Source organism: Bradyrhizobium sp. BR13661 (assembly GCF_029892425.1).
Classification (GTDB): domain Bacteria; phylum Pseudomonadota; class Alphaproteobacteria; order Rhizobiales; family Xanthobacteraceae; genus Bradyrhizobium.
The window spans coordinates 131,897-146,436 of the sequence record NZ_JARXWB010000004.1; the positions used below are offsets into that span (position 1 = coordinate 131,897).

Below are 14,540 nucleotides of genomic sequence, written 5' to 3' on the forward strand. Positions count from 1 at the left end.
TAGAGCAATTTTGTATACTGTATTCTAGAAATGCAACAGCTAACTGCGAATTATTTTGCCGAAGGCGCCTGGGGATCGAAACTTACGAAGTCATATCTATCTGATATCGTATAATAAAATGTAGAATGACGTAGCTTTGACGAAGCTTTTCCACAGCGTGGTGCGTTGACGCTCGACAAAAATTGTATACTGTATACTTTTATTGCATGGGCCCGATCGCCGCGATCAATCCGGCCCCCTTTCTGCGACAGAGGAGCGCGACGATGTCAAAGCTGATGAACCATGTGGAATTCCGCACGGCCCTCGAGAATGCGATCAAGGGCAAGAGCGCCAACAAGGCTCCCTTCAGCATCGCATGGGCGAGCGGCAAGCTGAGCCGCGCGCATCTCGCGTCCTGGGCGGAGAACCACTACCACTATGTCGGCCCGTTCGCGGACTATCTCGGCTACATCTACGCGCGCATGCCGGAGCAGTATCAGGAAGCCAAGGACTTCCTGCTTGCCAACATGTACGAGGAGGAGATCGGTGGCGACCGCCATACTGATCTGCTGATCCGCTTCGCCGAGGCCTGTGGCACGACGGCGGAACGCGTCAAGAATCCCGACAACATGACCGCGACGACCCGGGGCTTGCAGAGCTGGTGCTATTCGGTCGCCATGCGCGAGGACCCGATTGTGGCCGTGGCAGGTCTCGTGGTCGGCCTGGAATCGCAAGTGCCGTCGATCTACCGCAAGCAGACGCCGACCTTGCGCGAGAAATACAAATTCACCGACGAGGAAGTCGAGTTCTTCGACCTTCACATCGTGTCGGATGAAATTCACGGCGAGCGCGGCTACCAGATCGTGCTCGAGCACGCCAACACGGTCGAGCTGCAGCAGCGCTGCCTGAAGATCTGTGAAATCGGCGCGCAGATGCGGCTGCTCTACACCACCGCGCTGTATCACGACTATGTCGCCAAGGACATTCCGCTGGCCGAGCTCGACATGAGCGAGGCCAAGGTCCCCGCCGACGAGCGCGCGTTGCTGCAAGCCTGAGCGAGGCGGCATGCCCAACGTCGTCTTTCACAGGAACGGCCAGACCTTTCACGGCGAGATCAAGGAAAACACTAATCTCGTCGTGAGGGCGGGCATCCGGCAATTTCCCCATCCGAACTTCCTCTACGGCTGCGGCATGGGCAAATGCGGGAAGTGCGCGGCCCTGATCATCAAGGGCGCCGAGCATCTGCCCGAACCGAACTGGAAGGAAAAGAAGCGGCTCGGCGCACGAATTGAGGCCGGCTATCGGCTGGCCTGCCAGCTCTGGCTCACTCACGACGTCGAGCTGTCGCAGGAGGCAACGCCGCTCGCCGACGTCGTCGCAGCCGGCAAGGTCGGTTGATTCAGTGAATGCCGGGGGCCGTATCGGCCTTGCGGCAATTCTCGGCAAATACGGGAGACGTGAGCGATGTATGTGATCCTGACCAGCAAGGACGGCCTGTTCCGGACCGAGATCGTCGATGGGCTGCGGCCCCTCGCCTCTTACGACTATCTGTTCTATGGCACCAAGAAGGCAACCTTCGTGATCGCGGAGCTGCTCAAGGACACCAAGATCAACGTGATCGACGAAGCGTGGTCGCCGCCGATCGTGAATCAGGTGCCGTCCAAGTTCCTCGAGAAATTCGCAACGCCGGAACTGGCCTATCGCGAGCTCGAGCACCTCACCACCTTCGGCCACATGGACACGAAGCTGCGCAAGTCGTGATGTCCGATAGCACAAATCTGCCCGCAGCGAAGACCGGCACGATCGAGGTCACCTTCGTGACCAACAACGGGAAGTCCGTCACGGCCCCCGTCGACAGCAACCTGCTGCGGATCTCCTTGCGCGAACAGGGCGGCATCCCCTTCAAATGCGGCGGAGGGCTTTGCGGGACGTGCAAATGCCTCATCGAGAAGGGGTTGCAGAACACCGACGCGATCAAGCCGAAGGAGCGCAAGCACCTCACGGAGGAGCAATTTGCCGCCGGCTACCGGATGGCATGCCAGACCTTTCTCAAGGGCGATGTCAGTGTGTCCTGGACGCCCAAGCCCGCCAGCGCAGGGGCTCGCCCAATGGCGACGAACCCTGCGCCCGATTCGCCCGATTGATCTGGTGGGTGGTGCCGGTCTTCCCGGCGACGACGGCTTGCCGCTGTACAATGGGCAGTCTAAGTACGTTTGTGCCGTCCCGCCGGTCAGTCCGCGCTCGGTCGGTGGCGGATCGAATCTCTCCGCGCGGTTCGAAATATCAAACCGGTGCGGTTGAGAAGGTCATCTCATGGCTGGCAGGCTGGGAAATTCGAAACGACGCCTCGGCGACGACTACCTCTCCCTCCACGACAAGGTCATCGAGGAGCTGCGCCAGGCCATCTTGAGCCGGCGCCTCAAGCCCGGTGAGCGGCTGGTCGAAGGGCGTCTTGCGGAGGAGCTCGGCGTCTCCCGGAATCCGGTGCGGGAAGCAATCCGGGTGCTGACGACCGAGGGCCTGGTCGAAGTCACCGCGCGGCGCGGCGCCTCGGTGCTTGCCATGACCGACGAGGAAGCGCGGGAGACGATCGAGGTTCGCGCGCTCTTGGAAGGACAGAACGCACGGCTGGCCGCGCGTCGCCGCGATCAGGATATTCTGGCGCGCATTGCAGCCGTTCTGAACAAGGGCACGGAAGCGGTTGCGGCCAAGCGCTTTGAGCTCTTGTCGGATCTCAATCAGCAATTCCACAACGAGCTTGCCGCGGCCGGCCGCAATCGCGTGCTCTCCGATCTGCTCAAACGGCTCCGCGAGAGAACCGCGATGTTGTTCGCGCCAACCGATCCGGAGCGCCAGGCGCGAACCTGGGACGAGCATGCCGGCATCTTGCGCGCCATCATCGCCGGCGACGAGCGCGCCGCGGCCACGCTTGCCGCAGAGCATGTCATGCGCGCCGGCGCCGATTTTCTGGCGACCCTTCATATTCCCGAAGAAAGTCCGTCGCTGGACACGATGCCCGCGCGACCGATTGATGCGACGGCAAAGTCGAAGCCCCGCCGCGCCGCCGGCGGACGCACGAAGAAGTAGCCAAGAGCGAGAGGCCTAGTCTAGCGTCGCCCCTTCCGCATCGTCGCAAGCACGATGTCGGCGGCGAGCACGCTCGGCGATTTATTGCCGGTCGACATGATGGTGTCGAGCTGCGCAAAGGCTTCGACCTGTCGCGTGCGCATCGGTGAATCCGTCAGCACCTCGGACAGGGCGCTCGCGAGCTTCTCCGGCGTGCAGTCTTCCTGCAAGAATTCGGGAATCACCTCCCTGCCAATCACGAGATTGGCGAGGATGACCGAAGGCACCTGGATCGCGCGGCGCAGGATGAAGGCCTCTATCGCGCCGACGCGATAGGCCGTCACCATCGGAATGCCCGACAGTGCCAGCTCCAGCGTCACCGTGCCTGATTTTGCCAGCGCCGCGCGCGCGATCCTGAATGCGGCGCGCTTCTCGGTTTCGCCGACCACGATCTGCGGCTTGACCGGCCAGCTTGCGATGCCGGCACGAACGGTGGCTTCGAGATGCGGCATGGTCGGCAGCATCAATTCGAATGCGACGCCCTGCCCCTGCAAACGGCCGAGCGCCGCACCGAACACGTCGAGATGATGCCGGATCTCGCTGCGACGGCTGCCCGGCAGTACCAGCAGCACCGGCGGCTCGCCAGAGCGGCGCTTTTGCTCGTCCGCATCGGGCCGCAGCGACGGCAATTGCTCGATCAGGGGATGGCCGACATAGCTGCAAGGCGGCCCGCCGAGCTTGCGATATTCCTCCGGCTCGAACGGCAGCAGACCGAGCACGTGGTCGACATAGCCGAGCATCGCGCGCGCCCGGCCCGGCCGCCAGGCCCAGACCGAGGGCGAGACGTAGTCGATGATAGGGATCGCCGGAGTCTTCGCGCGAACACGGCGCGCAACGCGATGGGTGAAATCGGGACTGTCGATGATGACGAGCACATCGGGCGCAGCCTCCGTCGCAGTATCCGCGGTCTTGCGGATCAGGCGCAGGATTTTCGGCAGCTGCTGCACCACCGCGGCAAGGCCGACGATCGACAGTTCCTCGATCGGAAACAGTGTCTCGAGCCCTTCGCGCGCCATCGTGCGGCCCCCGACGCCCTCGAACTGCACGCCGTCGCCGAGGCGCTGGCGCAACACTTTCATCAGTGCCGAGCCGAGCCGGTCGCCGGATTCCTCCGTCGCGATCAGAAAAATCTTCCTGATGGGATCGCGCGACTGCATCACGCGGGCAAGCCGACAACAAAGAGATATTTGGCGTCGGCAAGCGTAATCATCGCCTGCGGCTCCGCAGCGATGGTGTTGCCGGCGATGACGGCGACACCGGCAAGACCCGCCTTGGCGACACCCTCGATTGTGCGCGCACCGATCGTCGGCAGGTCGAAGCGCAGATCCTGGCCGCTCTTCGGCGCCTTCACCAGCACGCCGCGCCCCGTGGCCGCGCGGATGCGGCCCTCCTCGCGCAACCGCGCCACGCGCGCCAGCAGCGCATCGGTGCCCTCGATGTCCTCGACCGCCACCACATGGCCGTCGATCACCACGGCGGCCTGGCCGATGTCGAACGGCCCGAGCGCGGTCAGCACCGCACGCCCGCGCTCGATATCGCCTTTGGCGTTATCAGCCGGCCAGGCACGGGTGATGCAGCCCTCGGGCATCAGCAGGTCGGGCGCGACGTCCTTGATGCCGACCATGCGAAAGCCGCCTTCCTCGAGAATGCGCCCGACACCCGACAACAGATGATCGTCGCCGCCGCGGAAGGCGCGGATGACGTTACCCAGCAGCCGCAACGTTGTGAAATCGAACCGGATCTCCGTGAGCGACGGCCGCACCAGCGTGCCGATGAAGATCAGGTCGCGACAGCCTTCTTCGCGGAACAGCCGCATGGCGCGGCCGAGCTGTCCGACCGAGATCCAGCGGTGACGGAATTGCTCGACCTGCTCCGGATCGCACGCTCCCCGCAGCGGAAACAGTACCGGCGTGATGCCGCGCGCGGCGAGCGACTCGGCGACCGCGAACGGCATGGCACCACCGCCGGCGACCACGCCGACCGGCGATGAAATTCCTGATGCCGCCGATGTCAGGTCCGCGGCCATCCCGGCATCACTTCTCGATGGTCGGAAGACAGAGCGGGCGCTTGCCCTTGCCGATAAAGCCCAGAATTTCGGCGATCGCGGGATCTTCGCTTGCGAGCGACCGCACCGCCTCCAGCCGCTCGGCGAAGGTGCCGGAGCCGTGGAACAGCTTCTGGTAGAACGCACGCACGGTCGCAAGCCGCTGCTTCGTGAACTTGCGCCGCTTCATGCCGATCAAATTGAGGCTCTCCAGCACCGCGTATTGCCCGTTGGCGAGCCCATATGGAATGATGTCGTCGCGCACGCCCGAGAGGCCGCCAACCATCACATAGGAGCCGATGCGGGTGAACTGGTGCACCGCGGACAGCCCGCCGATATAGACGGCGTCCCCGATCTCGCAATGGCCGCCCAGCGTCGCCGAAGTCGCGAAGATCGCGTTGTTGCCGACGATGCAATCATGGCCGACATGGCTGTTGTTCATGAAGTAGCCGTCGTTGCCGACGCGCGTCTTCCCGCCGCCCTTGACGGTGCCGACGTTCATCGTCGCGCCCTCGCGGATGATGTTTCCCGAACCGATCTCGAGCGTGGTCGGCTCGCCCTTGTAGCTGAGATCCTGCGGCGCGCCGCCGAGCACTGCGAACGGCGAGATCACGCAGGCGTCGCCGACCGAGGTGTGGCCGATGACCGTGACCTGTCCGATCAGCTTGCAATTGGCCCCGATCCGGGCGTTGCGACCGATGATACAAAAAGGCCCGATCTCGGTGCCCTCGCCGATTACGGCGCCGTCTTCCACCCGGGCGGTGGGGTCGATCTTACTCATCAAGCGATCTTACTTATCAACAAGGTCTGGCTATGTGTTGAACTTGCTCGGCTTTCCGGTGGTTAGCGCGTCTGCGCCCGATCTGTCCAGTGACGTATGATCTCGGCGTGTTTCAGAAGCCGGCCGAACGAGCCGCTCTGGGCATCAACGACCTCACCCAACACGTGAACGGACGGCCCCGCCGCCTCAGTCGACCAGCATGGCGCCGACATCGGCTTCGGCGACGACTTGGCCGTCGACCTTGGCGTCACCGTGAAACCACCACATCGTCTTGCGGCGCCCCAGCGAGCGCATGTGATACTCGATGGTGTCGCCGGGCAGCACGGGCTTGCGGAATTTGCACTTGTCGATGGTCAGAAAATACACCGCCCGCGGCTTCTCGGTCCCCTCGACCGACTTGATGCCGATCACGCCCGCCGTCTGCGCCATCGCCTCGATCATCATGACGCCCGGATAGACCGGACGTTCGGGGAAATGCCCCTGGAAGGCCGGCTCGTTGAAGGTGACGTTCTTGATGCCGACACCACTGTAGTCGGTGCGGATGTTGATCACCCGGTCGATCAGCAGCATCGGAAAACGATGCGGCAGCAGCTGAAGGATCCCGTTGATATCCACCAGCGCAAACTTGATCTGTGCTTCCTCCGTCATTCCCGTCCCTCATCCTTCGGATCGGTCTTGCTGTCGCGTACCAGACGCTCCACCGCGATGATCTCCTTGAACCATTGTTTGGTCGGCTTGGCGAAATGCCCGCCCCAACGTCCCCCCGGCGGGATGTCGTCCTTGACCGCGCTCATGGCGGTTACCTGGGCTCCATCGCCGATCTTGAGGTGATTGTTGATGCCAACCTTCGCTCCCAACGCCACGTTGTCGCCGATGGTCAGGCTGCCCGCGAGCCCGATCTGGGCCGCCAGCAAACAGTGTCGTCCAATCGTCACATTGTGACCGATCTGGACCTGATTGTCGATTTTGGTGCCCTCCCCGATCACGGTGTCACGCAGAGATCCACGATCGATCGTGGTTCCGGCGCCGACCTCGACGTCGTTCTGGATCAGCACCCGGCCCGTCTGTGGCACCTTCAGATGGCCTTCGGGGCCGAAAAAGATGAAGCCGTAGCCGTCCTGGCCGATCGAGCAGCCCGGATGGATCAGGACATTGTTCCCGATCAGCGCACACTGGATCACCGTACGGGCGCCGACATTGCAGTCCCGGCCGATCTTGACGCTCGGGCCGATCACCGCACCGACGCCGACGACCGTGCCGCTGCCGATCTCGGCATTCGGCCCAATCACCGCGAGCGGATCGACGATGACGCCGTCCTCGAGCCGGGCCGAGGGGTCGATGATGGCCGACGGCGCGATGCCATCATTGCCGACCGAGGATTGCGGCCGCAGCGCGTCGCCATGCCATTCCCGGGCAATCCTGACGAAGGCGCGGAAGGGCTGCGTCGCCCGCAGCACCGCCACATGCGCCGGCACCTGGCCCTCGAAGCGCGGGCTCACCAGGCATGCGCCCGCCCTGGTGGCCTTGAGCTCGCCGGCATATTTGAGGTTGTCGAAGAATGCCAGATGCATCGGGCCGGCTTCGTCGAGCGAAGCAAGGCCCGTGATCACATGGCCGCCCCTGTTGGGGTCGACCAGTTGCGCCTTGGTGAGCGCGGCAATGTCGGCCAGCGTTGAGGCCGGCGGTTTCGTGAAGAAGGTCGGCTGCGCCATTCCACCCCGTCGCGGTCCGGCTTCGTCATGAAGCGGTCATGCCGCATCATGCCCTATCTCATGGATTGTACACGATCTTTTTGGCGACCGGCCCCAAGGAAACTCTCAAGGAATTCCCAGGGGGCCGGGTCATGCCCAGCTGATCGAATTAGAACGACGTGCCGCCGCCGAACCGGAATTCCTGCACGCGGTCACTCTTGCCCTTGGTGAGCGGCACTGCGTAGTCAAAGCGCAGCGGACCGAACGGCGAGGCCCAAATCAGTCCGACACCGACCGACGAGCGGACCACATTGGCATTGTCATACACCAGGCCGGTACAAGTTCCAGTCGAGGACGGGTTGACGGTCGACGGCGTACAGTTCGAGTTCTTGGTCGTGGTCATTTCGTTGGTCAGCGACCACGTCGTCGGGCCCTGATAGTCGAAGAGACCGCCGGCGTCGGCGTAAACAGCGCCCTTCAGGCCAACTTCCTTCGGAAGGAACCAGAACGGCATCTGCAACTCCAGCGAAGCGCCCCAGTACTTGGTGCCGCCAAGCGCATCCTGCGAGCCGTAAGGATTGAGGTCGCGCGGACCAATGCCGTTCGGAGCGAAGCCGCGAACCAGGTTCGGACCCATCTGGAAGTGATCCAGCATGCGAAGATCCTTGTCGACCTTGTTCAGGACACCGCCCTGGAGATGGACGAGCCCAACGAGGTCGGACACCAGCGACTGGTAGTACTTCGCGTCCGCGACGGTCTTCAGGTAGGAGACGTCGCCGCCGACGCCGGCGAAGTCCTGCCGGAAGTCGATGAGCAGACCGTCGGTCGGGTTCTTGTTGTTGTCGAGCGTGTTGTAGGTCAGCGTGTAGCCGAGCGCCGAGGTCACCGTTTTGCCGTTCGCCAGCTCCTTGCGGACCGGCAGCGAGGCTTCGCCGTCGCTGTAGCAGCCGAGGTAGTTGGTGCCTGCGAAATTATATCCACTCGCGATAATATCCGCTGTGCCTTTCGGCGTGTTGGCATAAGCAGGGCTCGGATTGAAGTTCGGACCGAGGAAGTTGTTACAGTTCGCCAGATAGGACGGCAGCGTGATTTCCTGCCGGTAGACCGAGTAGCGCAGCTGCAGCGACAGATCCTCACGCAGCTGGAAGCCGAGGCGCGGCGCGAAGCCCAGCGTCTTGGTGCCATAGGAGATGTAGTTGTTGGACAGCTGGGTGCGCTGATAGAAGTCGAGGCCCAGCGCGACGCGATAGTCGAGCAGATACGGCTCGACGAACGAGAGCGAATAGCCGCGCGCATACTGGCCATAGGTGACCGACGCCTTGGCGAACAGGCCGCGGCCGAGCAGGTTACGTTCCGACACCGAGACTTCGGCGAGCGCACCGTCGGTCGTGGAGTAACCGCCCGAGACCGAGAAGTCGCCGGTCGACTTCTCTTCGAGTTCGACGATCAGGACCACGCGGTCGCTGGACGAACCCGGCTCCGTCGTGATCTTCACGGTCTTGAAGTAGTCGAGGTTCTTCAGGCGGCGCTCGGCGCGATCGACCAGCGCGCGGTTGTAGGCATCGCCCTCGGAGATATCGAACTCGCGACGGATCACGTAGTCACGGGTGCGGGTGTTGCCGCGGATATTGATGCGCTCGATATAGGTGCGCGGACCTTCGTCGACGTTGAACACGACCGAGACGGTGTGCGCATCGAAATTGCGGTCGCCGCCCGGACGCACCACCGCGAACGCATAGCCGCGGCGCGAGGCCTCGATCTGCATGTCCTCGACCGACTTCTCGACCGATTCGACATTGTAGAGCGAACCGACATTGACGCGCGAATAGGAGCGCAAGGACGTCGCATCGAAGTTCGGGATGCTGGTGCGGAACTCGACGGCGCCGACGCGGTACTGCTGGCCTTCCTCGATCTTGAAGGTGACGTTGAAGCCCTTCTTGCCAGGATCATACTCGGTGAGCGCAGCCACGACCTGCACGTCGGCGAAACCGTTCTTCAGGTAGAAGCGGCGAATCAGATCGCGGTCGGCCTCGACGCGGTCGGGGTCGTAAACGTTGGCGCTGCCGAGGAAGCTCAGCAGATTGGTTTCGCGCGTCTTGATGACGTCACGCAGGCGATAGCCCGAGAACGCATTGTTGCCGACGAAATCGATCGACTGAACGCCGGTCTTGGCACCTTCGTTGACCGTGAAGATCAGATCGACGCGGTTGTTCGGCTGCTCGATGATCTCAGGCACGACGGTCACATCATAGCGACCGGAGCGGCGATAGATTTCGGCGATTCGCAGCGTGTCCGACTGCACCATGGCGCGGGAGAAGGTGCCGCGGGACTTGGACTGCACTTCAGCAGTGAGCTGCTCGTCCTTGACCTTCTTGTTGCCCTCGAACGCGACGCGCCCGATCACCGGGTTTTCCACAACCGAGACGATCAGCTGGCCGCCGGCGCCGCGGTTGATCTTCACGTCCTGGAACAGGCCGGTCTCGATCAGCGCCTTGAGGCCGTCATCAATGGCACCCTGATCGAGGCGACCGCCGGGGCCAGGCTTGAAATAGGAGCGGATCGTCTCCACCTCGACGCGGCGATTTCCTTCAACGGAAATCGACTGCACCGTCTGAGCGAACGCAGACGAAGGCACGAAAACAGCCCCAACCGGGGCAACCACCGGCGCGCCGAACATGATCAGGGTTGCGAGCAAGCCCCCCCGGAGTCGCAGTCCAAACTTCATTGCGCAACGCGCCCTTATCAACTTACCAGACCCAACCCCAAAGCTGGTCTGGGAGATTCCCCAAGTTCTAGCCGCTTGTAGCCAATTTCCCCGACATCGCAAACGGCAGCTGACGCGGTAATTTCAATTTCATTCCAAGACGTTGCTGAACAGCAACGCCACAAAAAAGCCGGGATCAGGAAGCTGCCATCCGCAGGATGTCGTTATAGGTGGCAAACACCATCAGCATCAGCACCAGACCGAGGCCGATTCGGAATCCCATCTCCTGAGTCCGCTCCGAGAGCGGACGGCCCCGCACAACCTCCGCCGTGTAGAACAGAAGGTGACCACCATCGAGCAGCGGGATCGGGAACAGGTTCAGCAGCCCGATCGAGACCGACAGCACGGCGCACAGATTGATCACGAACTGGAACCCGGCGCTGGCCGCCTGCCCTGACATCTTGGCGATGCCGAGCACGCCGCTGACCTCGTTCGGATTGCCCTGCCCGATGAACAGCGAACCCAGGAACTTGAAGGTGCTGGTGATGATGAACCAGACCTGTTCAACCCCGATCTTGAGTGCCTCGCCGACACCGACCGGCGAGGTCGAGGCCTCACCAGCCTGGGACTTATGCTCGACGCCGAGCACACCGACCTTGTGGCTGTTGCCGAACGGATCCTTGCGCTCGAGCAGCGCAGGCGTTGCCGTCAAGGACACCAGCCCCCCATCCCGCTTCACCTGGAACACCAGCGCCGAACCTGCACTCGTCGCCACAATCCGCTGCATGTCGGCAAAGCTCTCGATCGGCTTGCCGTCGATTTGCACGACGACGTCGCCGATCTTGAAGCCGGCAGCGGCCGCGGCGCCGTCGGCGACGACGCCGTCCACGCGGGCGATCGTGCTCGGCTTGCCGTAGTACAGGGCCATGCCTGCGAAAATCAGGGCGCCGAGGATGAAATTGGCAATCGGTCCGGCCGCGACGATGGCCGCGCGCGGACCGACCTTCTTGTGGTGGAAGCTGCCGGCGCGCTCCTCGGCCGTCATGGCCTCGAGCGTAGCGGCCGAGGGGGTCGATGCCTCGCTCTCGTCGCCGAAGAACTTGACGTAGCCGCCGAGCGGGATCGCCGAGATCTTCCAGCGGGTGCCGTGGCGGTCGTTGAAGCCGACCAGTTCGGGCCCGAAACCGAGCGAGAACGTTAACACACGAACGCCGGCCCAGCGCGCGACCAGGAAATGGCCGAGCTCGTGGAAGAACACGACGATCGTCAGGACGAACAGGAAAGGAACCGCATAACCGAGGAGCCCATGGCTCAACGTGTTGAAACTATGGGTAAAAAAGTCGATCATCGAATTCCCTCATCCAGCGCCGCAAGGCCCTGGCCCCGAACTACCTAGGATGCCTTTAAGGCAATTTGAGGCAATAGGGCGGCAGCTTTATTTCGCGCAACATGGTCAACATTTATTGCATCATCCGCTGACGTCATGGGACCCTGGTTGCCGCCCCGGATCCAGTCGTCCAGGGTCGCCTCGACCAGCCGGGCAATGGCGCCAAACCGGATCTTGCCGGCGATGAAGGCTGCGACCGCGACCTCGTTGGCGGCGTTGTAGACGGTGGTCGCTCCCTTCCCGGTCCGGAGCGAATCGAAGGCCAGGCGAAGCCCGGGGAACCGCTCGAAATCGGGGGCCTCAAAGGTCAGCTGACCGATCTTGGCCAGATCGAGCTTCGCCGCCGGCCCCTTGATCCGGTCGGGCCAGCCGAGGCAATGGGCGATCGGCGTGCGCATGTCGGGCGAACCGAGCTGGGCCATCACCGAGCGGTCGGAGAACTCGACCATGCCGTGGATGATCGACTGCGGATGCACCAGCACGTCGATCTCATCGGGCGCCAGGGCGAACAGATAGGACGCCTCGATCACCTCGAGACCCTTGTTCATCATCGAGGCGGAATCGATCGTGATCTTCTGGCCCATGCTCCAGTTCGGATGTTTCAGGGCCTGCTCGAGCGTCGCCTGTTCGATGTCGGCAGGCTTCCAGGTCCGGAACGGACCGCCCGATGCCGTGATGATGACGCGCACCAGCTCGTCGCGATTGCCCGAGGCCAGCGCCTGAAACAGCGCGTTGTGTTCGGAATCGGCCGGCAGGATACAGGCGCCCGCTTTCGCCGCGCGCTGCATGAAGAAATCACCGGCACAGACGAGGCATTCCTTGTTGGCGAGCGCGACATGCGCGCCGCGATCGACCGCGGCCAGAGCCGGCTTCAATCCGGCCGCACCGCTCACGGCCGCCATCACCCAATCAGCCGGACGCGCGCCCGCCTCGATCACCGCGCTCTCGCCGGCACCGCATTCCGTGCTCGTGCCCGCAAGTGCGGCCTTCAGATCGGCGAGCCTAGAGGCGTCCGCGATCGCGACGAAGCGCGCGGAGAATTCCTTCGCGAGTTTCGCCAGCGCTTGAACATTGCTGTTCGCCGTGAGGGCCTCGACGCGATAGCGATCGGGTGAGGCACGCAGCAGATCCATCGTGCTGTCGCCGATCGAGCCGGTGGCGCCGAGGACCGTGACGCTGCGGACGGCAGACGCCGCAGCCTTGTTGTTACGCAAAGGGACTGGGCTCATATCCTCACCAAACCATAAGACCGCTTCCGGCGCTATGCACACCATGGCGGAGAAAGCCGATAATCCATGCCACCAGGATGGCGGCAACAAAGCCGTCCAGGCGGTCCAGCAGCCCGCCATGGCCGGGAATTAAGTGACTGGAATCCTTGACGCCGAAGCGCCGTTTCACCGCGGATTCGAACAGATCGCCCGCCTGCGACACCACCGACAGGACGGCGCTGACGGCGAGCAGCGGGACGGCTTTCCCAATACCGAAGGCCGCAAACCCGCTCGCCACCGCAAGGCTCGCGACAAACCCGCCGACCGCACCGGCCCAGGTCTTTTTCGGGCTGACGCGCGGCCACAGCTTCGGTCCGCCGATGCTGCGGCCGGCGAAATAGCCGCCGATATCGGTCGCCCACACCACGAGCAGCACGAACATCAGCGCCGCGAATCCGTGCACGAGATCCTTCCGCACCAGGATCGAGGCGAGCAGCGCCGCGGAGGCGTAGGCGAATCCCGTCGCCGCCCAGATGAACTTGCCGCGTGCGATCAGCGTCACGCCAGCACCGCCGACACAGCCGACGATGATGGCGGTCTTCAGCGCGCCGGCGGCAACGCACAAGCCCATCATGGCAATGACGAGCGTCCCTGCCCCGGTCAGAGCGGTCGTGCCTGCGCCCACCACCATCAGCCATTCCGCGAACAGACCGATCGACGCCAGGGTGACGAGCAGCGCCCACAGCCAGCCGCCGGCATAGGCCACCGCGATCGCGAGCGGCGCCAGCACCAGCGCCGCGAGGAGGCGCATCACGAAATTGCTCGGGGCAGGCTTTGCGCCCGCTGCTTCGGGTTCGCTCACGAGGCTGATTTCGCAACCAGGCCGCCGAAACGGCGCTCGCGCCTGGCGAATTCAGCGATCGCACTTTCGAGCGCCGCCTTGTCGAAATCGGGCCAGTGCAGCGGCACGAACACCAGTTCGCTGTAGGCAGCCTGCCACATCAGGAAATTGGACAGCCGCTGCTCACCGCTGGTGCGGATGATGAGATCGGGATCGGGAATGTCGGGCGCATCGAGATGGGCGCCGAGCGCATCGGCGTCGATCGTCTCAGGATCGCGCTTGCCGTCCGCGACTTCGCGCGCGAGCTTTTGCGCCGCCTTGGCGATCTCCTGCCGCGAGCCGTAGTTGAAGGCGACGACGAGCGTCAGGCGCGTGTTGTCGCGCGTCAATTCCTCGGCCTCGTTGAGGAGCGCGCAGATGTCGCCCTCCAGTCCGTCGCGTTCGCCGATGATGCGGACCTTAACGCCGTCGCGATGCAGGCTTGCGAGATCGTTGCGGATGAAACGGCGCAAGAGCCCGAAGAGATCGCCGATCTCGCTCGCCGGGCGCGACCAGTTTTCCGACGAGAAGGAGAAGATGGTGAGGTAACGGATGCCGAGCTCGTGCGAGGCACGCACGACGCGGCGCAACGCCTCGACGCCGCGGCGATGCCCCTCCGCACGCGGCAGGCCGCGCGCGGCCGCCCAGCGCCCGTTGCCATCCATGATGATGGCGACATGCGCAGGCACATCGGACCGATCGGGTCTTTCAGGTGCTGGCGCGGCGGCGTTGGACATGGA

15 protein-coding genes are annotated in these 14,540 nt (G+C 63.5%); 5 read left to right on the forward strand and 10 right to left on the reverse strand.

What is annotated here, in order from left to right; all coding sequences use genetic code 11:
- Window positions 1-263: 263 nt before the first annotated feature.
- The 5 genes from M2427_RS08285 (at window position 264) to M2427_RS08305 (ending at window position 3,066) form a co-directional block, all read left to right on the forward strand.
- The gene (locus tag M2427_RS08285; RefSeq protein WP_280705755.1) at window positions 264-1,034 is read left to right on the forward strand and encodes an iron-containing redox enzyme family protein; all 771 of its coding nucleotides are present in this window, start codon (window positions 264-266) and stop codon (window positions 1,032-1,034) included.
- Window positions 1,035-1,044: 10 nt separating this feature from the next.
- Window positions 1,045-1,377, forward strand: coding sequence for a 2Fe-2S iron-sulfur cluster-binding protein (locus M2427_RS08290; RefSeq protein WP_234683957.1), 333 nt, complete (start codon window positions 1,045-1,047; stop codon window positions 1,375-1,377).
- A gap of 66 nt (window positions 1,378-1,443) precedes the next feature.
- On the forward strand, window positions 1,444-1,740 hold the full coding sequence (locus tag M2427_RS08295) for a ferredoxin (RefSeq protein WP_280705756.1): 297 nt from the start codon (window positions 1,444-1,446) through the stop codon (window positions 1,738-1,740).
- Window positions 1,740-2,123, forward strand: coding sequence for a 2Fe-2S iron-sulfur cluster binding domain-containing protein (locus M2427_RS08300; RefSeq protein WP_280705757.1), 384 nt, complete (start codon window positions 1,740-1,742; stop codon window positions 2,121-2,123). The genes M2427_RS08295 and M2427_RS08300 overlap by 1 nt, the downstream gene beginning before the upstream one ends.
- A 169-nt stretch (window positions 2,124-2,292) precedes the next feature.
- Window positions 2,293-3,066: a GntR family transcriptional regulator gene (locus tag M2427_RS08305; protein ID WP_280705758.1), complete on the forward strand. Its 774-nt coding sequence runs from the start codon at window positions 2,293-2,295 to the stop codon at window positions 3,064-3,066.
- Window positions 3,067-3,086: 20 nt separating this feature from the next.
- Here M2427_RS08305 and lpxB read toward each other — a convergent pair whose 3' ends face one another.
- From lpxB to M2427_RS08355, 10 genes are all read right to left on the reverse strand, one after another.
- A complete protein-coding gene (gene lpxB, locus M2427_RS08310; protein ID WP_280705759.1) occupies window positions 3,087-4,265 on the reverse strand; it encodes a lipid-A-disaccharide synthase in 1,179 nt (392 codons plus the stop codon).
- Window positions 4,262-5,119: a UDP-2,3-diacylglucosamine diphosphatase LpxI gene (gene lpxI, locus M2427_RS08315; protein ID WP_280706032.1), complete on the reverse strand. Its 858-nt coding sequence runs from the start codon at window positions 5,117-5,119 to the stop codon at window positions 4,262-4,264. Before lpxI ends, lpxB begins: the two co-directional genes overlap by 4 nt.
- A 19-nt stretch (window positions 5,120-5,138) precedes the next feature.
- Window positions 5,139-5,930, reverse strand: a complete 792-nt coding sequence (lpxA, locus tag M2427_RS08320) for an acyl-ACP--UDP-N-acetylglucosamine O-acyltransferase (RefSeq protein WP_280705760.1) — start codon at window positions 5,928-5,930, stop codon at window positions 5,139-5,141.
- 186 nt (window positions 5,931-6,116) lie between these two features.
- Entirely contained in the window at window positions 6,117-6,578 is a 462-nt protein-coding gene (fabZ, locus tag M2427_RS08325) for a 3-hydroxyacyl-ACP dehydratase FabZ (RefSeq protein WP_280705761.1), read from the reverse strand.
- A complete protein-coding gene (gene lpxD / locus M2427_RS08330) occupies window positions 6,575-7,642 on the reverse strand; it encodes a UDP-3-O-(3-hydroxymyristoyl)glucosamine N-acyltransferase (RefSeq protein WP_280705762.1) in 1,068 nt (355 codons plus the stop codon). The genes fabZ and lpxD overlap by 4 nt, the downstream gene beginning before the upstream one ends.
- A gap of 148 nt (window positions 7,643-7,790) precedes the next feature.
- Window positions 7,791-10,346 carry an outer membrane protein assembly factor BamA gene (gene bamA, locus M2427_RS08335; RefSeq protein WP_280705763.1) on the reverse strand — a complete coding sequence of 852 codons (2,556 nt, stop codon included), beginning with the start codon at window positions 10,344-10,346 and terminating at the stop codon, window positions 7,791-7,793.
- A 175-nt stretch (window positions 10,347-10,521) separates the two neighbouring features.
- Window positions 10,522-11,673, reverse strand: coding sequence for an RIP metalloprotease RseP (rseP, locus tag M2427_RS08340; protein WP_280705764.1), 1,152 nt, complete (start codon window positions 11,671-11,673; stop codon window positions 10,522-10,524).
- 44 nt (window positions 11,674-11,717) lie between these two features.
- The gene (dxr, locus tag M2427_RS08345; protein WP_280705766.1) at window positions 11,718-12,941 is read right to left on the reverse strand and encodes a 1-deoxy-D-xylulose-5-phosphate reductoisomerase; all 1,224 of its coding nucleotides are present in this window, start codon (window positions 12,939-12,941) and stop codon (window positions 11,718-11,720) included.
- A gap of 4 nt (window positions 12,942-12,945) precedes the next feature.
- On the reverse strand, window positions 12,946-13,782 hold the full coding sequence (locus M2427_RS08350; RefSeq protein ID WP_280705767.1) for a phosphatidate cytidylyltransferase: 837 nt from the start codon (window positions 13,780-13,782) through the stop codon (window positions 12,946-12,948).
- On the reverse strand, window positions 13,779-14,537 hold the full coding sequence (locus tag M2427_RS08355; RefSeq protein ID WP_280705768.1) for an isoprenyl transferase: 759 nt from the start codon (window positions 14,535-14,537) through the stop codon (window positions 13,779-13,781). The genes M2427_RS08350 and M2427_RS08355 overlap by 4 nt, the downstream gene beginning before the upstream one ends.
- Window positions 14,538-14,540: the final 3 nt, after the last annotated feature.